Source organism: Ruegeria sp. CL7 (genome assembly GCF_056536445.1).
In genome coordinates, this window is record NZ_JBQFPQ010000007.1 from 113,274 (window position 1) to 135,711 (window position 22,438).

At 61.5% G+C, this 22,438-nt stretch carries 13 protein-coding genes; 7 read left to right on the plus strand and 6 right to left on the minus strand.

Annotation, left to right across the window (positions count from 1 at the left end; genetic code table 11):
* Positions 1-35: 35 nt before the first annotated feature.
* The 3 genes from ACR0LI_RS16325 to yaaA all read left to right on the plus strand — a co-directional run bounded on the left by ACR0LI_RS16325 (position 36) and on the right by yaaA (position 3,243).
* Positions 36-323, plus strand: a complete 288-nt coding sequence (locus ACR0LI_RS16325) for a YggT family protein (protein ID WP_005980077.1) — start codon at positions 36-38, stop codon at positions 321-323.
* Between the two features lie 76 nt (positions 324-399).
* Positions 400-2,439 (plus strand): DNA helicase RecQ, encoded by a 2,040-nt coding sequence (gene recQ / locus ACR0LI_RS16330; protein ID WP_480718852.1) that lies wholly within the window; start codon positions 400-402, stop codon positions 2,437-2,439.
* 33 nt (positions 2,440-2,472) lie between these two features.
* Positions 2,473-3,243: a peroxide stress protein YaaA gene (gene yaaA / locus ACR0LI_RS16335; RefSeq protein ID WP_209835175.1), complete on the plus strand. Its 771-nt coding sequence runs from the start codon at positions 2,473-2,475 to the stop codon at positions 3,241-3,243.
* 90 nt (positions 3,244-3,333) lie between these two features.
* On the opposite strand, the gene ACR0LI_RS16340 is transcribed toward yaaA, so the two are convergent.
* Positions 3,334-5,592 (minus strand): response regulator, encoded by a 2,259-nt coding sequence (locus tag ACR0LI_RS16340; RefSeq protein WP_480718853.1) that lies wholly within the window; start codon positions 5,590-5,592, stop codon positions 3,334-3,336.
* Between the two features lie 116 nt (positions 5,593-5,708).
* Between ACR0LI_RS16340 and ACR0LI_RS16345 the strand changes: the two genes are divergently transcribed.
* Both ACR0LI_RS16345 and pbpC read left to right on the plus strand, forming a co-directional pair.
* Entirely contained in the window at positions 5,709-11,135 is a 5,427-nt protein-coding gene (locus ACR0LI_RS16345; RefSeq protein WP_480718854.1) for an alpha-2-macroglobulin family protein, read from the plus strand.
* Between the two features lie 36 nt (positions 11,136-11,171).
* Positions 11,172-13,208 carry a penicillin-binding protein 1C gene (pbpC, locus tag ACR0LI_RS16350; protein WP_480718855.1) on the plus strand — a complete coding sequence of 679 codons (2,037 nt, stop codon included), beginning with the start codon at positions 11,172-11,174 and terminating at the stop codon, positions 13,206-13,208.
* Here the strand turns inward: pbpC and ACR0LI_RS16355 are convergent.
* Genes ACR0LI_RS16355 through ACR0LI_RS16370 form a run of 4 tightly spaced genes read right to left on the minus strand, consistent with a single transcriptional unit; the run spans position 13,205 to position 19,882 of the window.
* Positions 13,205-15,247: a hypothetical protein gene (locus tag ACR0LI_RS16355; RefSeq protein ID WP_480718856.1), complete on the minus strand. Its 2,043-nt coding sequence runs from the start codon at positions 15,245-15,247 to the stop codon at positions 13,205-13,207. The two genes, pbpC and ACR0LI_RS16355, sit on opposite strands and share 4 nt — an antisense overlap.
* Positions 15,244-18,006, minus strand: coding sequence for a DUF4159 domain-containing protein (locus ACR0LI_RS16360; RefSeq protein ID WP_480492091.1), 2,763 nt, complete (start codon positions 18,004-18,006; stop codon positions 15,244-15,246). Before ACR0LI_RS16360 ends, ACR0LI_RS16355 begins: the two co-directional genes overlap by 4 nt.
* The gene (locus ACR0LI_RS16365; protein WP_171637426.1) at positions 18,003-18,878 is read right to left on the minus strand and encodes a DUF58 domain-containing protein; all 876 of its coding nucleotides are present in this window, start codon (positions 18,876-18,878) and stop codon (positions 18,003-18,005) included. The genes ACR0LI_RS16360 and ACR0LI_RS16365 overlap by 4 nt, the downstream gene beginning before the upstream one ends.
* On the minus strand, positions 18,875-19,882 hold the full coding sequence (locus ACR0LI_RS16370; protein ID WP_152459465.1) for an AAA family ATPase: 1,008 nt from the start codon (positions 19,880-19,882) through the stop codon (positions 18,875-18,877). The genes ACR0LI_RS16365 and ACR0LI_RS16370 overlap by 4 nt, the downstream gene beginning before the upstream one ends.
* 64 nt (positions 19,883-19,946) lie before the next feature.
* Between ACR0LI_RS16370 and ACR0LI_RS16375 the strand changes: the two genes are divergently transcribed.
* Positions 19,947-20,522 (plus strand): DUF1285 domain-containing protein, encoded by a 576-nt coding sequence (locus ACR0LI_RS16375; protein WP_209835170.1) that lies wholly within the window; start codon positions 19,947-19,949, stop codon positions 20,520-20,522.
* On the opposite strand, the gene ACR0LI_RS16380 is transcribed toward ACR0LI_RS16375, so the two are convergent.
* Entirely contained in the window at positions 20,505-21,473 is a 969-nt protein-coding gene (locus tag ACR0LI_RS16380; protein WP_209835169.1) for a DMT family transporter, read from the minus strand. The genes ACR0LI_RS16375 and ACR0LI_RS16380 overlap by 18 nt on opposite strands.
* 158 nt (positions 21,474-21,631) lie before the next feature.
* On the opposite strand from ACR0LI_RS16380, the gene ACR0LI_RS16385 reads away from it, so the two are divergent.
* A complete protein-coding gene (locus ACR0LI_RS16385) occupies positions 21,632-22,387 on the plus strand; it encodes a hydroxypyruvate isomerase family protein (protein WP_210093629.1) in 756 nt (251 codons plus the stop codon).
* Positions 22,388-22,438 lie beyond the last annotated feature (51 nt).

The following is a 22,438-nucleotide window of genomic DNA, read 5'->3' on the forward strand; positions in this document are numbered from 1 at the left end:
GCTTAGGTCTCGGCCAACAAGAATACGGAGAACCCATGCTGTCGCTGATCCAAATCCTGCTGCTGATCCTGGACATTGTCTGGTTCATCATCCTGGCCCATGTGATCATGAGCTGGCTGATCAACTTTCAGGTGCTGAACTTGCACCAACAGCTGGTCGCGCAAATCTGGTACGGGCTGAACCGCCTGTTAGAGCCTATCTATGGCCCGATCCGGCGCATCCTGCCCAATATGGGCGGTCTGGACCTGACGCCGCTGGTGGTGCTGATCGGGGTCTATGCGCTGCGGATCATCCTGATCAACAACGCGGTCTATTTCTACTGACCTCTTGTTCCCCGATTCCGACTGTGTGATTGTCCTTTCAAGAGCAGTCAAATCTTGAAACAGGGCACCCCCGCACATGTTCGACGCCGCGCCTCTGCTGCGAGATGTCTTTGGATTCGATGAATTCCGCCCCGGGCAGGAAGAGATCGTCGATGCCGTAACCGCCGGCCAGAACGTGCTGGCGATCATGCCCACGGGCGGCGGCAAATCCCTGTGTTATCAACTGCCTGCCCTGCTGCGCGACGGGGTCACGGTGGTGATCTCGCCGCTGATCGCCCTGATGCGCGATCAGGTGCGGGGGCTGCAAGAAGCCGGGGTCGAGGCCGGCGCGCTGACCTCGGGCAACACGCCCGAGGAAACCGATGCCGTGTGGGAAGCGCTTGAGGCCGGGCGGCTGAAACTGCTTTACATGGCGCCCGAACGGCTGGCGGCAGGCTCGGCACTGGGCATGTTGCGGCGGATCAATGTCAGCCTGATCGCGGTGGACGAGGCCCATTGCGTCAGCCAGTGGGGCCATGATTTCCGGCCTGATTATTTACGGATCGGAGAGCTGCGGCGCGCCCTGAACGTGCCTCTGGCCGCCTTCACCGCGACCGCCGACGCCGAAACACAGGACGAGATCGTCGAGAAACTGTTCGACGGCACGCCTCCGCGCAAGTTCCTGCGCGGCTTCGACCGCCCGAACATCCACTTGGCCTTTGCCGCCAAGGACAGCCCGCGCAAGCAGATCCTGGATTTCGCCGATGCGCGCCGGGGCCAGTCGGGCATCGTCTATTGCGGCACCCGCAACAAGACCGAAGTTCTGGCGCAGGCGCTGCGCGAACAGGGCCACAGCGCCTGCCACTATCACGGTGGGATGGAGGCCGAGGACCGCCGCATCGTCGAAACCCGCTTCGCGCGCGAGGACGGGTTGATCGTGGTGGCCACCGTGGCCTTTGGCATGGGCATCGACAAACCCGACATCCGCTGGGTCGCCCATGCGGACCTGCCGAAATCCATCGAGGCCTATTACCAGGAAATCGGCCGCGCTGGGCGCGACGGCGGGCCGGCCGAGACCCTGACTCTGTTCGGCCCCGACGATATACGTTTGCGGCGGTCCCAGATTGACGAGGGGCTGGCGCCACCCGAACGCCGCATGGCGGATCATGCGCGGTTGAACGCGCTGCTGGGGTTGGCCGAGGCGCTGGAATGCCGCCGCCAGACCCTGCTGGGCTATTTCGGGGAACAGGCCGCACCCTGTGGCAAATGCGACCTGTGCGATACACCGCCCGAAGTATTTGATGGAACAACACCCGTCCGAATGGCCTTGTCCGCGATTCTTCGCACCGAGGAATGGTTTGGCAGCGGTCATCTGATCGACATCCTTCTGGGAAACGAGACCGACAAGATCCGCGCCCGTCGTCATGATGGTCTGTCCACCTGGGGCATCGGCAAGGACTGGTCGCGCGCGCAATGGCAGGCAATATTCCGCCAGATGATGGGGCACGATCTGGTGCGCCCCGACCCCGAACGCCACGGGGCCTTGCGGATGACCGAGGCCGCCAAACCAATTCTCAAGGGCGAGGCAAAGATCAACCTGCGCAAGGACGCCCTACGCAAGGCAACCCGTCGCCCCGCCGTGAAAGCCATGGTGTCCGATGAAGATGCGCCCTTGCTGTCGGCTCTCAAGGCCAAGAGACGCGCATTGGCAGAATCCGCCCGGGTCCCGGCTTATGTCATTTTTCCGGATCGTACCCTGATCGAAATGGCGGAAAAACGCCCCATGACGCTGGACGAGATGGCCCGGATCGGCGGCGTCGGCGCCAAGAAGCTGGAACGGTATGGCGACACCTTCCTTGAAGTGATAGCGGGCGAGGCCCAGGCGTTGCACCCGGCGCGGCGCAAGCTGGCCGGTCGCGATCAGGGCGACATCTATGACCGTTTGCTGGAAGTACAGTCCCAATTGTCCCGCGGTCCCGAGGGGATAGACAAGCCTCTGACCTGCTCGGCCTCGCAACTGGCAAAGGTGGCACAGATGCGCCCGGATGACCTGCGCGGGCTTGAACAGGTGCTGGGCGACCGGCGTCACGAAAGGTTCGGCACCGCCTTTCTGGACGTGCTGCGTGAGGCGGGCTAGATACGCCGGGACAGGTAAGGAAAGAGGGCAGGTATGCTGGTAGTGATTTCCCCGGCCAAGCGGCTGGACTGGACAGAGCGGGATGTTGAAGTCACACAGCCCGATTTTCAGGATGATGCGATCAGACTGTCCAAAACCGCGCGCAATCTGACCCTTGGCGATCTGAAAAAGCTTATGGGTCTGAGCGATGATCTGGCGCGCCTGAACCGCGATCGCTATCGTGCTTTTTCCGAAATGCCAGACGCCGATGCAACGCGCCCGGCCGCGCTGGCCTTTGCTGGGGACACCTATCAGGGTCTGGAAGCAGCTTCGCTCGATCCTGATGAACTGGCATGGGCACAGGATCATCTGCGCATCCTCTCAGGTCTCTATGGTGTCTTGCGGCCACTGGATGCGATACAGCCCTACAGGCTGGAGATGGGCAGCAAGCTGAAAACACGGCGCGGCAAGACCCTGTATGAGTATTGGCGCGACCAGCTGAGCAAAGCTCTGAACACACAAGGCAACATGATCGGCAGCGACGTTCTGATCAACTGCGCCAGTCAGGAGTATTTCGGCGCCGTGGACCCGAACGCTCTGAAATTGCGCGTCATCTCGCCGGTGTTCATGGAAGACAAGAACGGCACTCCGAAGATCGTGAGTTTCTTTGCCAAAAAGGCGCGTGGTGCAATGGCGCGATATGTCATTCAGCACCGCCTGACCGACCCCGATGCCCTGCTGGATTTCGATGCGGGCGGTTACGCGTATCGTGCTGACCTATCGGAAAAGGATAAACCTGTCTTTGTTCGACCTTATTCGTCCTGAGACCCTGACAACCTGATCGATATTTCCTTCCACGGTTCTGGGCCGTGGATCCGAGCGAGGGGCCAGCCCCTCGCGCTCCACGGGATATTTTCAGCCAGATGAAGTGGGATCCTGTTCGCGGTCACACATGGGTGCATGTTTCTGGGCGAGGTGATTGTCCATGACTTCGCTTACGCCATCCGGTTGGTGTTGCAGGATCATTTGATGAATATGATTTTTGCGCAGCGGTTTCGTCATGTAGTGATCCAACCCCGCGGACAGGATGCCCTGATCGTCACCGGCCATTGCATGAGCAGTTAAGGCGACAATCGGGACATGACGCCCTGTTTCGACCTCGAGCCTGCGGATTTCAGCAGTGGCCTGTTTGCCGTCCATTTTTGGCATCGATATGTCCATGAAGATCAAGTCCGGGTCAAATTCCTGAAACATCTCGACGGCTTCTATTCCATTGGACGCAAATCGCAGATCTATATGCAGGTCTTTGACCATCTTTTTCAGGATCAGCTGGTTGGTAAGATTGTCCTCGGCCGCAAGTACCTTCATGCGCCTTGCTTCCAAGGCCTTGGTTTCTTGGCGGACAGAGACGGGTTTTCGCTGCGTCGAACGACGTTCTGGCGGCGGGGTGTCCTTGAGAGCCACGAGCCTGGAATACAACTCGGCCCTGGGGATCGGCCTCTGCAACACACCGTCGATCAGTTCGCGGGCTGGGTGCGTGTGGATCAGAGATGGATTTGCAGACATCACGATGACCGAGGCGTCGCCCCACCCACGGTCTTTGAGGGTGACGGCAAGATCCAAGCCATCCATATCCGGCAGATCATGATCGCACAGGACAAGTTCAATCGCGCCATGCATTTCTGCCAGCGCCTCGGCCCCTGACGCGCAAACCGTCACTTTGGCCCCCAAACGGCCAAGTTGTTTCGCCAAAATGGCCCGGTTTACGGCCAGATCCTCGACCACCATGACATGATTCACACAATCCGCCAGTTTCGGAGGCTCGGGCTGTGGGCCTTCTGCCGTGGGCAGCGACACCCTGAACCCGAAACAGGATCCCCAACCCGGTTCGCTTTCGACCCAGACTGAACCGCCCATCATGGTGATCAGGCGCCTGGTGATCGCAAGACCCAACCCGGTGCCTTCAAATTGGCGATTGCGTTCATCTTCGACCTGATTGAACTCACCAAAAACGTGGTTGATCTTTTCTGCATCGATACCGATGCCGGTATCTTCGATGGCAACATGGATGTCGCATGTCTGAGCCTGGGCATGCGGAACGCCTGTCACACGGATCAGGACATGACCTTCCGTGGTGAATTTGACTGCGTTGCCGACCAAATTGGTCAGAACCTGCCGTATTCGGCCCGGATCGCCCACAAAAAGGGTGGGCAGGAACAGGTCGTAATCCACAAGCAACGTGAGCCCCTTGTCACGCACGCTTGGCTGCAACAGCATCGCGACTTCAAGAATGCAGCGCTCCAGATCGAAGGGTTCAGGGTGCAGAACCAGCTTGTCCGCCTCGATCTTGGAGTAATCAAGCACGTCGTTGATGATAACCAACAATGCCTCACCCGAATTGCGGATCGTGTTGACATAGAGCCGCTGTTCTTCGTCCAGCGGAAATTCATCAAGCAGTTCGGCCATACCCACGATACCATTCATCGGCGTGCGGATTTCGTGGCTCATATTGGCGAGAAAGGCTGATTTGGCCCTGTTGGCCGCTTCCGCCCGTTCGCGGGCAACCTTCAGTTCTGTTTCGTGCCGGACCGACGCGGTGATGTTGAGTGCCAGGCTGACCACGTCACCACCGCTGCCACGCTGATCAATCAGGCGAATGTAGTGACCGTTCCACAGCTGCATGACGATCGGAGTTGGATTGGCCCGATTCCAGCGTGCCTGCATTCTGGCCTGCCATTCCTCGGCAGTTTCGTCACCGGTATCGACAATTCCTTCGGTGGTCAGCAATTGCAGAATGCGCTGGTAGGAAATCCCTGGCGCCACCTCATCCAGCCCTTCAAACACGCTGAGATATGCAGCGTTTGCGCTGATGAGCCTGCTGTCGCCGTCAAAGAATGCAAACCCGTCCTGAATGGTCTGGATCGAATGCCAAAGGCGGCGTTCGGCAATCTCGATCTTGGCATGAGCAACAGAGAGATCGGATTTGACCTTTTCGTTTTCCCCACGAACAGTTTCGACTTCGGCCTGAGTTTCACCAATGCGCCTGGTCAGCGCCATGGCGTGTTGGCCCAGTTTGCGATTGGCGGCCGAAAGCTCGGCCTGTTTCAAGGCAAGCATTCGTTCGGCTGCCAGACGCGCACGCCGTTCCTGTGCCAGTTTGTTTGCAAGACTCATTTTGATCGATTCCGGGACGTTCGGATTTCAGCATCGCGACAGAGAATGAAAAACTGTTTAAGCCGTTGCGCTACAGGCGCGCGCCATGCAAGGTTGAGCCCAAAGAGGAGAGCACGATGCACCGCTTTGTTTTTATTTCAATAACTTACATAATTGGCCTTCTGATCCTTCCCGCCGCCGTTCTGGCGCAGAGTGCGGTGCCTGAGTTCCGCTATGTCACCTCTCGGGACACGGATTTTTACGGGTCGGATCTGGATCCGTTGTTCGACACCGATCTGAAGTCCTGTGTTCAGGCCTGCTCGGCCAACGCGCAATGTACGGCGTTCACCTATAACACCCGTTCCGATGCCTGCTTTCCCAAAAGTGGCGTGAACAGACAAGAGGCGTATCAAGGCGCATTGTCCGCGCAAAAGGTGCCAAGCAGCGAACAGACTCTAATCTTGGGAAAAACGCGCGCGCAAGCACTGAGCGTCCTGAGTTCTGACGATCTGGATCACGCAAGAAAACAAGCCCGCGATCTGGGATTCCTGCACCCGGCAGGGGGGTATGATCTGCGGGCCGTTCTGGATGCGGCGCGCGACGCAGGCAGTGTCGCACAAACGATGCAGTGGACCGGTGTCGCCGTATCGCTCAGCGACCGCGCGGATCTTTGGGTGGAATATGCGCACCTGCTGCTGGCCATGAACCCTTCGGGTTGGAACGAGCGGCGCGACCTGCGCAACCGCGCGCTGAATGCGGCGATCAATGGCTATCTGCGCGCCGAAACCCCCGGCACCCAGATCGCTGCTCTGATGACCCTTGCGGAAGCCCTGGAAGAGGTTGAGCGCGGGCGCGACATGATTCCCGTTCTTCGGTTGGCCGAGCAGGTGCAGCCGCGCGAAGACGTGCTGACCGCATTGGACAAAGCCATCGGCAAATACGGTTTCCGCGTGGTCGACAGCTCGGTCGAAAGCGATGCGGCAGCCCCCAGGATCTGTATCGAACTCTCGGAATCACTGGTCAAGGCCGGGGTCGACTATGATCCCTTCGTTCAACGTGACGCCGATGGGCTGGTCGTGCAGGCCGAGGACAGCCAGCTTTGCATCGATGGGGTCGCGCATGGCCAGCGTTATCGCCTGACATTGCGCGAAGGCTTGCCTGCCGCCTCGGGCGAAGCACTGAATCGCAGCATCGAACTGACCCATTATGTACGCGACCGGACGCCTTCGGTTCGGTTTCCCGGACGCAGCTATGTCCTTCCGAAATCTGCCAACGCGGCCTTGCCCGTCGAAACGGTCAATGTCACCGAACTGGACCTGACCCTGCGGCGGGTCAGTGACCGGAACCTGTTGCGGGCCGTGCAACAGGACTTTTTCGGCCGCCCGCTCAGCGAATGGCAGGAGGAAGAATTCTCGGACCAGATTGCCCAGGACATCTGGACGGGTACTGCCGAGGTTTCAAACCAGTTGAACCAGACCATGACGGCACGTCTTCCCATGGCCGAAGCGATCTCGGATCAACCTGCCGGTATCTATGCATTGACCGCCCGCGTTCCGGGGGCCGATCCCTATGACGATCCCGGCGCAACGCAATGGTTTGTGCTTTCTGATCTGGGGATCAGCACCGCTCTGGGCACTGACGGGCTGCACGTGACCGTGCGCGGGCTAAGCGACGCGGCACCGCGCGAAGGTGTCGAAGTTTCGCTGATCTCAGGGGCGAACGCCGTCATCTCATCGGCACAGACCGATGAAACCGGCTATGCAAGGTTCGATCCGGGCCTGACACGCGGCACAGGGGCCAGTGCGCCTGCTCTGGTGACGGCGGCAATCGATGAGAGGGATTTCAGCTTTCTCTCGCTGACCGATCCTGCCTTTGACCTGTCGGATCGCGGCGTTGAAGGGCGCGCACCGGCGGGGCCGGTCGATGTCTTTCTGACCACCGACCGAGGTGCCTATAGGGCCGGCGAAGTAATCCATGTCACCGCCCTGTCCCGCGATGGCAAAGCGCAGGCCATCGAGGGCCTGCCTCTGACGGCGATCCTGTATCGCCCGGACGGGGTGGAATACCGCCGGTCTGTCTCGGATGGCGGTGTTGCCGGGGGCCATGTCTTTGCCCTGCCCGTGGCCGCAGACGTACCGCGCGGCGCATGGAAGATTGAAATCAAATCCGATCCAAAAGGCGATGCGCTGGCGCGTCAGACCGTTCTTGTCGAGGATTTCCTTCCCGAACGGATCGATTTCGAACTGACCCTGTCCGACGCACCCCTGCGCCCCGGCGACAGTCCACCGCTCGCGATCGACGCGCGCTATCTGTTTGGAGCGCCGGGGTCGGACCTGAGCATTGACGGGCAGGTCATCGCCCGCCCGGCGAACACGGTCCCGGGCTACGACGGATATCGCTTTGGCCGCTATGATGCAGAAACCTCGATCAAGAGCACATATTTCGGAGACACGCGCACAGACGCAACCGGGCACGCGACCGTGGCGGTCAAAGTCCCCGTGTTAGAAACTGAAGGAAAGCCAATCGAAGCTGAAATCATCGCCCGGCTGGCCGATGGCTCGGGCCGCCCGGTCGAGCGTCGCCTGACCGCGCCCGTCCTGCCGCCGCACCCTGTTATTGGTGTCAAACCTCTGTTCGACGAAGTCATCCCGGAAGGCACCGAGGCAGCGTTCGAGATCGTTGGCCTGTCTCCTGAGTTGACGCCCGTTCCGATGCGTCTCCGCTGGACGCTGAACAAGATAGAAACGCGCTATCAATGGTACCAGCTTCACGGCGACTGGAACTGGGAACCGACAACGCGCCGCAGCCGTGTCGCCACCGGCGAGGTGGACGTCCTCTCTGACCCTCTGACGCTGACGCAACCGGTGGAATGGGGGCGCTATGAACTGGTGGTGCAGCGAGTTGACGGAACATATTCCGAAACCGCCGTCGATTTCTATGCGGGCTGGTATCAGGCCGCCGATGCATCGACCACGCCGGACCGGCTTGAAATGTCGTTGGATCGCGACAGCTATCGCATCGGGGATACGGCGCAGTTGCGGATCGTGCCCCGCATGGCCGGTGTCGCTCAGATCGAAGTCCTTTCGAACCGTCTGATCCACCGCCAGATCGTGGAGGTGCCCGAAGGGGAAACTCTGATCCCGATTGAAGTGACCCAGGATTGGGGCGCCGGGGCTTATGTCACCGCAACCGTGATCCGCCCAATGGATGTTGCAGCCGGTCAGAACCCGGCGCGGGCGATGAGCGTTGCCCATGCCAGCATCGATCCAGTGGACCGCAGACTTTCCGTAACTGTCGACGTGCCCGAGGTCACCGCACCGCGTCAGACGCAAAAAGCCCGTATCAGGGTCGAAAATACCGTGGACGATGAGCCGGTCTGGCTGACGCTGGCCGCCGTCGACGTGGGCATTCTGAACCTCACCGGGTTCAAAAGCCCGGACCCGCAAGGATACTATTTCGGGCAGCGCCGTCTGGGTGTTGATCTGCGGGATGTCTACGGGCGACTGATCGACGGCATGAACGGAGCCATGGGCACAGTGCGCTCGGGCGGCGACAATGACAGCGGGATGCGTCGCCAGTCTCCGCCACCGACACAAGACCTGATGGCCGTGTTCAGTGGCCCGGTCGAGATCGGCGCGGATGGAGAGGTTGAGATCGACATTCCCCTTCCCGCCTTCAACGGAACCGTCCGGCTGATGGCCGTCGCGTGGTCGCGCAAAGCCGTCGGTCAGGCCGAAGCTGAAATGATCGTCCGCGACCCGGTGGTCGCTACCGCCAGCCTTCCGCGCTTCCTTGCCCCGGGCGATCAAAGCCGGATGCGTCTTGAGATCGTCCATGCGGATGGCACACCCGGAGAAATGGCACTTGGCCTGACCGCCTCCAAGGGTTTGGAACTGGGCGCGGCACCGGCCAGCTTTTTGCTGGAGGACGGTGGCAAGGCGGTTTTCGAGATCCCGATCACGGCCGGCGCCATCGGCGATCCTGAAATCAGCGTATCGATCACCACACCTGATGGGCTGGACCTGTCGCAAACCCTGCGCATGCCGGTGCGGGCCAATGACCCGGTGATTGCACAGACGCGGCGTTTTGCCTTGGGCGCAGGCGATAGCTTCCTGTTTTCGCAGGATGTGTTTGACGGGTTCCAGCCGGGTTCGGCCAAGGCCATCCTGTCCGCCGGAGCGTTGGCCAAATTCGACACGCCCGGTCTGCTGGATCAGCTGAACCATTACCCCTATGGTTGCACCGAACAGATCACCAGCAAAGCGCTGCCGTTGCTGTACCTGTCATCCGTTGCGCAAGCCACGGGGCTGGGGGATGGCCCGGTTGTGGATCAACGCATCGCCGATTCGATCCGCAGTATCCTGACTCGTCAGGCCGCAAACGGCGCCTTTGGCCTGTGGCGCGCAGACAGCGGGGATTTCTGGCTGGACGCCTATGTGACCGACTTCCTGTCCCGTGCCCGCATTCAGGGGCATCTCGTGCCGGACCGGGCGTTCGCTCAGGCGATGGACAATCTTCGGAACAGGGTCAATTACGCGCCTGATTTCGACGAAGGCGGTCAGGACATCGCCTATGCCCTGATGGTTCTTGCGCGGGAAGGCGCGGCCTCGATGGGCGATCTGCGTTACTACGCGGATGTCAAAGGGGATGCCTTCGACACCCCTCTGGCGGCGGCGCAACTGGGCGCAGCTCTGGCCTCTTACGGCGACCAGACCCGAGCGGATGCGATGTTCAACCGTGCCGCGCGGATGCTGGATCGGCAACAGAACCAGCAACTGAACGTCTGGCGCGCTGACTACGGCACCCACCTTCGGGATGCAGCGGGCTTGTTAAGCCTTGCCGTGGACGCGGGCAGCGAGGCGATTGACCGCGATGCTTTGATCCAACGGGTGAGCACCGGCCGCGCGCCGCTGTCCACTCAGGAGGCCACGTGGTCATTGCTGGCGGCGCACGCGCTTGTGTCTGACCCAACGGGATCGGGCTTGATGGTCAACGGGGCGCCGGTTTCCGGTCCGTTTGTGAAAGTTCTGCAATCCGGACAGGCGGATGAGATCCACGTCACGGCCGCCGACGGTCAGGCGACGGATATCACTTTGACGGTCACAGGCATCCCGGAGGTTCCGCCCGAGGCAGGCGGCACCGGCTATGCAATCGAACGGCGGTATTATTCGATGGATGGCGATCTGATCGATTCAGACAGCTTTGCCGTGGGTGATCGGTTCGTCACTGTGCTGCAAGTTACACCGTTCGAAAACGGCGGTGCGCGGCTGATGGTGAACGATCCACTGGCCGCCGGGATCGAGATTGACAACCCAAGCCTGCTGCGCTCGGGCGATGTCCGATCGCTGGACTGGCTGGATCTGTCCGACGCCACCCATACCGAGTTCCGCTCGGACCGGTTCCTGGCCGCCGTTGATTTGTCCGGTCGTGAAACCGTGACGCTGGCCTACGTGGCGCGCGCCGTGACACCTGGCGTGTTCCATCATCCGGCGGCCTCGGTCGAAGACATGTACCGCCCGCAGAACCGGGCGCGGACATCTACCGGACGGGTCGCGATCCAGTGACCGGACTTGCGCCATACCCTTGTTTGGGTGGTCGTCATGCCTAAGCGGTCGCGGCTCTTGTTTGCGCTGGCCGGAGCACTCTACCTGACGGCGCTGGCACGGGATGGTGTTGACCGCTGGGTCGATGCCACAACCCTGCCTTCCGTTATGGCTGAAACTTCGGTCGAGATGCGGGACCGGAATGGCGACCTTCTGCGGGCGTTTCCAGTTGAGGATGGCATCTGGAGGCTGCAGCCCGGCGCAGTTGACCCGGATTTCATCGCTATGCTGATCCGGTACGAGGATAAACGGTTCTGGACCCACGCCGGAGTGGACCTCATCGCGATGCTGCGGGCTGCCGGGCAAAGCCTGTGGAACGGGCGTAACGTGTCGGGCGGGTCCACTCTGACCATGCAGGTGGCGCGGTTGATCGAAGATGGCCCAACCGGGCGCTGGAGCGGGAAATTTCGCCAGATCAGAGTCGCATTGGCGTTGGAGCGACGTCTGAGCAAACAGCAAATCCTGAACCTTTATCTGACCCATGCCCCCTATGGTGGCAATCTGGAAGGGCTCCGCGCCGGCGCCCGCGCGTGGTTTGGAAAGGACGCCACCCGGCTGACGCCCGCGCAAAGCGCCCTGTTGGTTGCGTTGCCGCAATCCCCCGAGGCCCGGCGCCCGGATCGCAAGCCCGAGGCTGCCCGGCAGGCCCGCGACCGGGTTCTGAACAGGCTGGTGCGCCACACCGTCCTGACCGATGCCGAAGCGCGCGCGGCCATGACCGAGCCTCTTCCGGATCGGATGAATCCGTTTCCGCGTCTTGCACCTCATCTGACTGACCGCGTGAGGCGGCAAGCACCCGCAACACAGGCCTTCGATCTGACTCTGGATGCCGGATTGCAGGCCCGGCTGGAAACCTTGGTGGCCCGGGCCGCCAACCGCGTCGGACCACGCGTTTCCGGGGCTCTGATCGTGGCCGACCATCGCAGCGGCGAGGTTCTGGCATCGGTCGGATCTGCCGGGTACCAAGATGCCCGTCAGGGGTTCGTGGATATGACCCGGGCCGTACGGTCGCCCGGATCGACCCTGAAACCTCTGGTCTACGGGCTGGCCTTCGATCAGGGGCTGGCCCATCCCGAGACCCTGATCAGCGACAGCCCCGTGATGTTTGGCCGATACGCACCGCGCAATTTCGACGGCGCCTTCCGTGGCGATGTCCGGGTGCGGGACGCCCTACAGCTGTCGCTGAACATCCCCGTCGTGCGCCTGACGAATGAGCTGGGCCCCGCTCGGTTGATGACAGCATTGAGGTTGGCCGGGTCAGAGCCACGTCTGAATGGCGCAACACCCGGATTGGCGATTTCTTTGGGGGGCGTGGGGTTGAGCCTGCACGATCTGGTGCAGGTTTACGCCACTCTGGCAGCTGGCGGCACAGGCCCGATCCTGCATCATGACGTTCTGGCAGACGCCCAGCGCACCCGGCGCGTTCTGTCGGAAACCTCGGCCTGGCAGGTTTCGGACATTCTGGCCGGGCTTGCGCCACCGGCAGGCGGTGCAACAGGGTCGCTGGCCTACAAGACCGGCACGTCTTATGGCCACCGCGATGCCTGGGCCATCGGCTTTGACGGGCAGCACGTCATAGGGGTCTGGCTGGGCCGCGCCGATGGAACGCCTGTTCCCGGTGCATTCGGGGGCGACCTTGCCGCACCCCTGTTGGCCGAGGCTTTCAACCTGTTGAAACCCGATCTAACGCCCCTGCGCCCACCGCCACCTTCGACCTTGCTTGTCGGCGCGGCCCAATTGCCTCAGCCGTTGCAGCGATTTCGCCCCCGCACGACAGCTTTCAATGATGATCCCTCGGCACCGGACCTGCTGTTCCCGCCCGATAACGCCGTATTAGAGACGTCAGGAGCACCTCTGACGGTCAAACTGCGTGGCGGCGTCGGGCCGTTTTCCGTGCTGGCGGATGGCGTGCCGGTGCTGACCGGGCAGCGGCGACGAGAGTTCGAAATCCCAAATCCGGGGACCGGCTTCACCTCACTTGTCGTGGTGGATGCGCAAGGTCAATCCGACAGGGCGTCAATCAGGATCGATTAGCGCCGCCCCTCGCGCAGCCAACCGCCCAACAGGAAACCTCCTGCCAACAGCAAAACCAGCCAAGGCGGCAGCAGACCCGCCTGGGTAACATCCCGTGTCTCGTAGGCATCGCGCGGGGTCAGACCGATCCAGCCCCGACCAGCCGCCGGGCGCCCGGCGCGCACGTTGCGGATCGACGGCAATCCATCTTCCACCCGGATCACGCCGCCCCGCATGCCGGCCAGAACCGGTTCAAGAACATCCCCCGTAGCGATGGTGCGTTCAAACTCCTTCGGCGCGGCGGGACCAAGCCCGATCACGGCCATGTGGTCACCTTCCTGCAAACGGTAAAGACCAATCTCGGGCCCATAGTATTGCGCTTCGAACCGCCCCGGAGAGACCTCCTGCAAGGTGATTTCCAGCATTTCGCCGTTCGGGCGCGTCACAGTCACCGGACCCACATCATCCCCAAGCGTCTGTCGAATGATGCGCATGGACTGGCCGTTGGCTTCGGCCCACAGCGCCTCTTCCTCGAGTTCGGGTTCCTTCATCATCCAATGGGCCAGCCTGCGCAAAAGTTCCAGTTGCGGACCGCCACCTTCAAAGCCACGGCTCCACAGCCAGGCATGGTCCGATGCCAGCATCGCAACACGCCCTTCGCCCACTCGGTCCAGAACCAGCAGGGGGCGTTCGTCAATGCCCGTCATCAGAACCTCGCCCGAGCGATGGTTCACATCGATCTGGCGCAACCAGGCCCCCCAATCCTCGGAATCGCCAAGATTTGTTGTCACCGGATGGCGCTGACCCAACGCGCTGACCTTTGGAACAAAGCGTTCCTCGAAGACACGCGCGGAAGGTTGCGCTGGCAGGATGGGCGCCAGCGGCGACCGAAAAATGCTGTCAGCTCCGGCGAAATCCGGACCGGCGGCAATCAGAACGGCGCCGCCGTCATTGATATAACTGGTGACGTTGTCCAGATAGATTGCAGGCAGGATGCCGCGCCGCTTGTAACGGTCGAATATGATCAGATCGAAATCGTTGATCTTTTCCAGAAACAACTCGCGGGTCGGGAAGGCGATCAAAGACAATTCGTCCACCGGCACGCCATCTTGCTTCTCGGGCGGGCGCAGGATGGTGAAATGCACCAGATCGACCGAGCTGTCGGATTTCAGCAGGTTGCGCCATGTGCGCCCGCCCGGATGCGGCTCGCCCGAGACCAGCAGAACGCGCAGGCGATCCCGAACGCCGTTCATCTGGATCAGCGCGGTGTTGTTGCGGTCGGTCAACTCGCCTTCGGCCAGGGGCACGGAAAACTGGATCACGTTGCGCCCGCCATGAGGCAGGGTGACAGGCAGTTCGACATCCCGACCGATTGGAATACTCAGCTGCTGAGGCTCACCACCATCCACGGAAATCTCCAGCGGCGCTGTCGCGGCACCCGCGGGGGCTGCTCCGCTGTCTTCAACGCGCAGGGTCAAAGTCACCGATTCACCGATGATGGCAAAGGCAGGCGCATTTCGGACGATAAGCCGGCGATCCCAGTCGTCCGCACGCCCGGATTGCAGCAGATGCATCGGCGCTGGCAATTCCGGGGCCTGATCGGCATCGTGCACGATCCCGTCCGATACCACCAGAATGCCTGCGATGCGCGCACGCGGCTCTTCGGCTAGGGCCTCATTCAGGGCGGCCATGACCTGCGTGCCCTCATCCCCGTCACCGTCGCCGATCCGAATGCGGCGCAGTTCCGTATTGTCGCGCGCCTCAATCTCGGCGGCCAGATCTTCGGCGGCCTGCGCCGTTTGTTCGACCCGGTCCGAAAGTGTCTGGCTGGCGCTTTCATCCTCGATCATCAAAACGATATCCGTCAGCGGCGCGCGGTCCTCGACTTGATAGACCGGACCGGACAGTGCCGCGATGACAACCAGGGCCGCCAATCCCCGCAGGGCCCAGCCCGACAAGCCGCGCCACAAGGCCAGAGCTACTCCGACAGCGGCAATCGCCCCCACAGCAGCCAAAAGCGGCCACGGGATCAGCGGGTCGAATATGACGGTTCCGGTCATTGTCCCAACCTGTCCAAAAGGGCGGGCACGTGGACCTGATCGGATTTGTAATTCCCGGTCAGCACGTGCATCACCAGATTGACGCCAAAACGATTGGCCAGTTCGCGTTGCCGTTCCCCGGCATACCCACGACCGACGGGCAAAAGGGCCTGGCCGTTGCGATCCACGGCCCAGGCCCCGGCCCAGTCATTGCCGCCGATAACCACCGGTGTCACGTTGTCATTGAGGTTGCGGAATGGCATCCCTTCGATCTGTTCTGCATCCCCGGGTGCAGCTTCGACCCAGACTTCTGCGCCGGAATAGCGGCCCGGGAAATCCTGGAGCAAATAGAATGTTCTGGTCAGGACGTGATCGCGGGGAATCGGCTCTAATGCAGGGATATTCAGCGGTCCGGCCAGTTGCTGCAACTTGCGGCCATTCGGACTGGATGCGCCGAAACCGGCAATATCCGCATCGCGCGTATCAAACAGGATCATCCCACCCGAACGCAAATAGGCGTTCAGTTTGATATACGCCTCGGCCGAAGGTTGCGGCTGGTTCGGCGTGATGGGCCAATAGAGAAGCGGAAAGAATGCCAGCTCGTCTCGTTCCAGATCAACGCCGATTGGGTCCGCCGGTTCGACAGAGGTGCGAAAGAACAGGGTTTGCGCCAAGCCCCGCAATCCGGCCTCGGCAATATCGTCCACCTGCGTCTCACCGGTCAGCACATGCGCCAGCACAAGCTCGTGCGTTGCAGCGAGGGCAAATTCGGTATCTTCGGGCGTCTGCGCCTGTACGTCCGGCACCAGCAGAAAAGCGGCCAGCGCGGCAGCCGCCGTTCGCGCCAGGCCCAGCCTGCCCGACAAGGCCAGCGAGGCAATCACGTCAACCGTCAACAAGATCAGCGCGAGGCTGAGCAACAGGCCACCAAGCGGGGTTTCCGTGCTGACCTCCTGCCCTTTGATCGGCACATTGGCGGGCCAGGTCACCGGGCGCAGCTCGGTTTCTTCCGAAACCACGTTCAATGCCAGCTTCTGCTTTCCGCTTTCATAGAGACCCGGACGCAAATCTGGCCCGATCCGGCCCGAGATCAGCTGAACGCCATCCACACCGGCCAGGGTTCCGGCATCTGACAAGGCGCCAAACCCGTCCATGATCTGAACCGGCTCCCACGTGGTGCCTTGCAGTTGCGATTCTTGCCGCGACTTGGCTGCCGAAGCCACGGCCAAACGATCCAGCATCTCGACGAACAGGCCCGACAACGGCAGGCTGGACCATTCGGCATCCGCAGTGACGTGAAACAGCACCACCTGCCCAAGCCCCAAAGCCTTGCGTGTTACCAACGGAGTCCCGTCAGACAGCGAAGCAATCACGCGATCCGCCAAGTTAGGGTCTGGTTGCGCCATGACTTGGGTCGAAACAACCACGTCCTTTGGGATATCCAGGCCGAAAAACGGAGAGCTTTCGGGGAATGGAGCCAGCGTCTTGGCTTCGCCCCAGCTCATCGCACCGCCGACGGATCGTCCACCGCTGCGCAGCCGCGCCGGCAACAGGGTGTCTTCGGTATCCCTGCCCAGATCGCTCGCCGCCATGCGCGGACCGGCAAAACGCAGCAGAAGCCCGCCCTGTTCGACCCATTCGATCAAAGCGGCTTCTTCCGGCTCCGACATCTGCGCCACGTCCGACAGGACGATCACATCCGGGTTGGCGGGCAGAACCTCAAGCAGGCCGCCATCGACAAAATCCGCGGTCGGGACCAGAACCTGCGTCAGGTAATGGAGGGGTGACAACAGCTCTAGCCCTTCACGGTTGCGGGTTCCGGCAATCAGCGCAACCTCGCGCCGGCGCAGACTGTCATCGGTCAAAGTCACGGCCCCGGCGGACCTTTGGCCCTGAATTTCAAACCGCGTGATACGGGCGCGCAATTCCGACGGCAGCGCCAGATCGGCCTGCGCCGAGGTTTCGCCGGCCTCCAGGGTCAGCTCAACGGAATGCAGCACCCGGGCCGTGCCAGCCGGATCACGGCCTTGCGCCAATACCGTCACGCGGTCTTCCGGTCCGGGGCCCGCGCGCTGAACGGTCAATTGGATCAGCCCGTCCTGATAGGCCGCAGGCCGGATCGCCACGGGCCGGGAGGCCGCCTGATAGACCGTCACATCTCCGCGCGCCTGAAGGCTGGACACCAGTTCAGCGTGGTCTGCATAATCCAGCCTGTCACTGAACCAATGGGTATCAAATCCGCCGTCAACGGCGTTCAACGCGGCAATGATCTGAGCAATCTGATCCGCATTCGGCTGCCAGGGGTTCGGGGTCAGCCCCGGCAAACGCCCACGCCACGCTTCCGCAGCCTGAAATACCGGTGTTTCCGGCTCTGTCAGGCGCAAAATCGCAACCGTTCGGCCCGCGCGCCCGGCCTCCGACAGTTGCGTGTCGATTTGGTCAAGTGTCGCCGGCCAGCGCGCGGCTCCGGCCCAACTGGCGTCCAGCACCAGCAGCAGCGGCCCGGTTCCGGTTTCATCCCGTGACGGGTTCAGAACCGGCCCTGCCAGCCCGATGATGATCGCAGCCGCCGCCAGCATCCGCAGCAGCAGCAGCCACCATGGGGTGCGGTCGGATACGCTTTCGTCGTCCTTAAGGCCCAACAGCAGCGTGACCGCCGGGAACAAGCGGCGGATCGGAGCGGGCGGAACCGCGCGCAGGATCAGCCACAGGATCGGCAGAGTCAGAAGACCCAGCAACACCCATGGCGCGGTAAAGCCGATGCCCGCCAGAACCGTCATCGCGTGCCCCCATCCAAGGCCCGATAAAGCCATAACAGAGCCGCTTGTGCGCTGTCACCCGTGTGGTGCAGGCCCAGTTGCCAGCCCGTCGCTCGGCACAGTTGCCTCAGCGCGTCCTTGCGGTGCGCCAGGCGTTCCAGATATCGGTCCCGCAGCTCGGCGGCCTTTAGCGTTTCGTGTCGGACGGACCCTCCGACGCTTTCGAAAATGGTGCGCCCGCGATAGGGAAACGACTCTTCACCCGGATCCAGCACTTGCAGAACCACGCCGCGCACGCCACGGTCGGCGGCTTTGGTCAGGGCAAGTTCAACCTCATCCATGGGGCCCAGAAAATCCGAGATGAACACGGCGCGGGCATGAGGGATCATGGCGCGGTGTTCGGGTGGGGCGTAATCCGCTTGATCATCCTCGGACCAGGCCTGCGCCAGCCGAATGATCTGCGCATTGCCGCGCCGGGGCGGCAAGGTGGTGCCGGTCAGACCTACGCGTTCACCGCCGCGCACCAGAAGGATGGATGTCGCCAGCCCCAACAGCCGCGCGCGATCCGCTTTGGTCGGCAGGGTCTTGTCGGACGCAAACCGCATCGAAGCCCCCTGATCGACCCACAGCATCACGGATTGCGCGATCTGCCATTCCCGTTCACGTACGAACTGCTGATCCCCCCGCGCCGAGCGGCGGTGATCGATCATGCGACGGCTGTCGCCGACCTGTGCCGGGCGGTATTGCCAGAAATCATCCCCCATCCCGGACCGCCGTCGACCGTGGTCGCCCAGAAGAACGGTTCCGGCCAAGTGCTCAGCCCGCGCCAAGAGGGGCGGTAGCCGCGATGCCTCGGCTTCGGATCTTTCGCGAAGGGTCAGCTCGGCATTCACGCCGCGGCCTCGGTCCGGATCAGCCCGACAGCGGTCGAATCAATCAGCTCTGCAAGGCTGTCACCACGCGCCCTTGCCGCAAAGTTGAGCGCCATCCGGTGGCTGAGCACCGGGCGCGCCATATCCAGAACATCCTCGGCATTGGGTGCCAGGCGCCCCTGCAACATGGCCCGCGCGCGTACCGTCATCATCAGCGCCTGCGCGGCACGGGGGCCCGGACCCCAGGCCACGGTTTCGGCAACCCGTTCGGACACACCGGGTTCTTCGGGGCGGAACGCCCGCACCAGATCAAGGATCAGTTCAACGACGGATTCTCCGACCGGCATCCGGCGCAACAAGACCTGCGCGGCCAGCAACTCTTCCTTGCTGAAAATCTGATGCGCCTCTTCCTCTTCAACCCCGGTCGTAGCCAGCAGAATATCCCGCTCTGTCTGGCGGTCGGGGTATTCGACGTCAATCTGCACCAGGAACCGGTCAAGCTGGGCTTCGGGCAGCGGATAAGTGCCTTCCTGCTCGATCGGGTTTTGCGTTGCCAGCACGTGGAACGGCGTACCCAATGAACGATCTTCACCCGCCACGGTAACGGTGCGTTCCTGCATCGCCTGCAACAGCGCCGATTGTGTCCGCGGACTTGCCCGGTTGATTTCATCCGCCATCAACAGTTGACAGAAGATCGGGCCGGGAATGAACCGGAAATGGCGGCTGCCATCGTCGGCAGTGTCCAGAACCTCGGACCCAAGAATATCGGCGGGCATCAGATCGGGCGTGAACTGAATGCGGCTGCCATGCAGGCCCATCACCGTCGACAGAGTCTCGACCAGGCGTGTCTTGCCCAAACCCGGCAGACCGATCAACAGGGCATGGCCGCCGCACAAAAGTGCGGTCAGCGTCAGGTCCACGACCCTCTCCTGCCCGATGAAGCGGCGGGTGATCGAGGCCTTGGCCTCTTGCAGCTTGTTTTCCAGCGCTTCGATCTCGGCTACGAGGTCGGCAGGTTCGGTCATGACTTTCCCTTCCGTGGACTATTATGATTGAAGTGTATCGCGCTGAGAGGAAATGGCAAAAGCAATGAGCGGACAAAAACCTGTGAAACCGTCGCCAGATGGTCTGGCGGCATCGGTCAAGGCGGCCAAAACCAACGGTTTACCGCCCGTTCACCTCTGGAATCCTCCGTTTTGCGGCGATCTGGACATCAAGATCGCAAAAGATGGCACATGGAGTTATTTAGGCTCACCCATCAACCGTTTCGAGCTTGTGAAGCTTTTTTCCTCAATTCTTAAGAAGGAAGACGGCAAATACTTCCTCGTCACCCCGGTCGAGAAGGTGGGAATCACTGTAGAAGACGCGCCGTTTGTCGCAGTGGATTTCGTCCGGGACGGGGATGGAAAGGACCAGTCCTTGACCTTCACAACCCATGTTGGCGACCGGGCCTTGGCCGGAGCTGATCATCCGATCCGAATTGTAATCGACCCTGAAACAGATGAACCCTCACCCTACATATTGATCCGCGACAACCTTGAAGCTCGGATAGACCGCAAAAGCTTTTACCGCCTCGTCGAGATCGGAACGCACCATGACGGCTGGTTCGGTGTTTGGTCAGGCGGGCAGTTCTTTGGCCTGATCCCTTCAGCCGACCTGAGCTGACCGCGGCGCGCGATCCTGTGCCAGCACGACAGCCATTGCAACAATGCCCGCACCAAATGCCCGGGTCCAGTTCCACTCGTCCCCCAGCATCAGCATGATCAGCATCACGTAGAACGGGGCAACATTGATGTGAAAAGAGGCCAGCGCCACGCCCAGCTTGCCGACGGAGGTGATGAATAATACCTGGCTGAGACCCATGGAGATAAGCGCATAGATCATCAGCATGCCCGCCTGCTGCGTGTCGAACGCAGTTGCAGGCATCACGTCCAGACCAAACTGCGCCGATCCGAAAACCAGCAGCGATGCCATGGCCAGCCCTCCGACGAAGGTGATCGTGGTGCGCCCGGTCTGGCTCAGTTCGGCGAAATCACGGGCGGTTGCCATGCTGGCCCAGCAGAACAGCACCGTTGATCCAACCGCACAGGCCGCGCCCAGACCCAACTGGGCCGGGGCCAAGGCGCTGGTGGCGATCAATCCGCCGACAATCGACACAAGAACGCCCAGCGCAAAATTCCACTTCAGCCGGCGTGTGCCAGCAGCCAATTCAAGCAATGTGGCCACCAAAGGTGCGCAGGAGACGATGATTGCTACCGTTACCGGGTCGGTTAGCTTTTGCGCCAAGATCAACAGGAACATTCCCAACCCGATTCCAAGGCCTCCGACGGTCATTGCATGACCCCAGCGGGCTGAAACAACCCGGCGCGGCCCGTCCAGAATTACCCAGACCGGAACCATCACCAACACGGCCAGCGCCAGTCGCGCGGCCAACAGGGCAACGGGCGGCCATGTTTGCAACAGCACCTCGGCCGCCGGAAACCCCGCCGCCCATGTCAGCATCGAAGCCACGGCCAACCCGTTGCCCGACAAGGCAGAATGCTGTCCCGCCGGCGCAGAAAGACTGTTCCCGCGGACGGGGTCTGGGCTCATCGCCATCGTTTTCAAACCTTCCATTGGCACGGCGTCAGAAAATTGATTCGCCGCAATGCAGGAAGCGTTTCCGATTTCATCGGGTCGATCTGGTCGAATTTCGACAAACTGTCGTTTTCTGTCACTTTCACAGAAATCAACGCGCGGATAAGGTCGGGCCACCTGAAATCCATGGGCCGCCTATGCCAAAATTCGCCGCGAATATCTCATTGCTCTTTGCCGAACTTCCGTATCTGGATCGGTTTCAGGCAGCGGCAGATGCCGGGTTCAAGGCGGTCGAGATCCTGTTTCCGTACGAACTGGCTGCAAAAGAAACCCGGCGTGCCTTGCTGGCCAACGGGCTCGAACTGGTTCTGATCAACGCGCCTCCGCCGAATTATACCGGTGGCGCACCGGGTTATGCCGCCATCCCCGGCGGTGCGTCCCGGTTTCAGTCTGATATCCGCCGCGTTCTGCGCTACGCTCAGGTGCTGCGGCCGGGTTTCATTCATATCATGTCAGGATACGCCGCCGGGACGGATGCATTGGACTGCTTCGTGCAAAACTTACAGTGGGCCGCCGATTTCGCACCGCAGCAGACATTTACGATCGAACCCCTCAATCCAATGTCCCAACCCGGCTATTTCTTGAACGACTATAATCTGGCGACCGAGGTACTGGGCCGCGTGGATCGCCCGAATGTCGGTCTGCAATATGACAGTTTTCACGCACATATGATCCACGGCGACGCGCTGGCCGTCTGGGAGCGTTTTCACCCCAGCGTTGTCCACGCCCAGATCGGGGCCGCCCCCGAACGTTCTGAACCGGGGCGCGGGCCCACGGATTTCACGCAGCTTTTCGCGGCAATGGATGATGCTGGTTACACCGGTTGGGTCAGTGCCGAATACGCGCCTTCTACCGCTCGAACGGATGCGACCTTGGCTTGGATGCGACATTAACGCCGTTCTTCGGGCTGGAATTAGCAGCCCGAAAGGCGCACATATCGGGCA

Coding starts and splice junctions, on each gene's coding strand:
- ACR0LI_RS16385 (WP_210093629.1), top strand. CDS start 21,632: ATGCCAAAATTCGCCGCGAATATCTCATTGCTCTTTGCCGAACTTCCG.
- ACR0LI_RS16355 (WP_480718856.1), bottom strand. CDS start 15,247: ATGACCGGAACCGTCATATTCGACCCGCTGATCCCGTGGCCGCTTTTG.
- recQ (WP_480718852.1), top strand. CDS start 400: ATGTTCGACGCCGCGCCTCTGCTGCGAGATGTCTTTGGATTCGATGAA.
- yaaA (WP_209835175.1), top strand. CDS start 2,473: ATGCTGGTAGTGATTTCCCCGGCCAAGCGGCTGGACTGGACAGAGCGG.
- pbpC (WP_480718855.1), top strand. CDS start 11,172: ATGCCTAAGCGGTCGCGGCTCTTGTTTGCGCTGGCCGGAGCACTCTAC.
- ACR0LI_RS16340 (WP_480718853.1), bottom strand. CDS start 5,592: ATGAGTCTTGCAAACAAACTGGCACAGGAACGGCGTGCGCGTCTGGCA.
- ACR0LI_RS16375 (WP_209835170.1), top strand. CDS start 19,947: ATGAGCGGACAAAAACCTGTGAAACCGTCGCCAGATGGTCTGGCGGCA.
- ACR0LI_RS16370 (WP_152459465.1), bottom strand. CDS start 19,882: ATGACCGAACCTGCCGACCTCGTAGCCGAGATCGAAGCGCTGGAAAAC.
- ACR0LI_RS16360 (WP_480492091.1), bottom strand. CDS start 18,006: ATGACGGTTCTGGCGGGCATCGGCTTTACCGCGCCATGGGTGTTGCTG.
- ACR0LI_RS16380 (WP_209835169.1), bottom strand. CDS start 21,473: ATGGAAGGTTTGAAAACGATGGCGATGAGCCCAGACCCCGTCCGCGGG.
- ACR0LI_RS16325 (WP_005980077.1), top strand. CDS start 36: ATGCTGTCGCTGATCCAAATCCTGCTGCTGATCCTGGACATTGTCTGG.
- ACR0LI_RS16345 (WP_480718854.1), top strand. CDS start 5,709: ATGCACCGCTTTGTTTTTATTTCAATAACTTACATAATTGGCCTTCTG.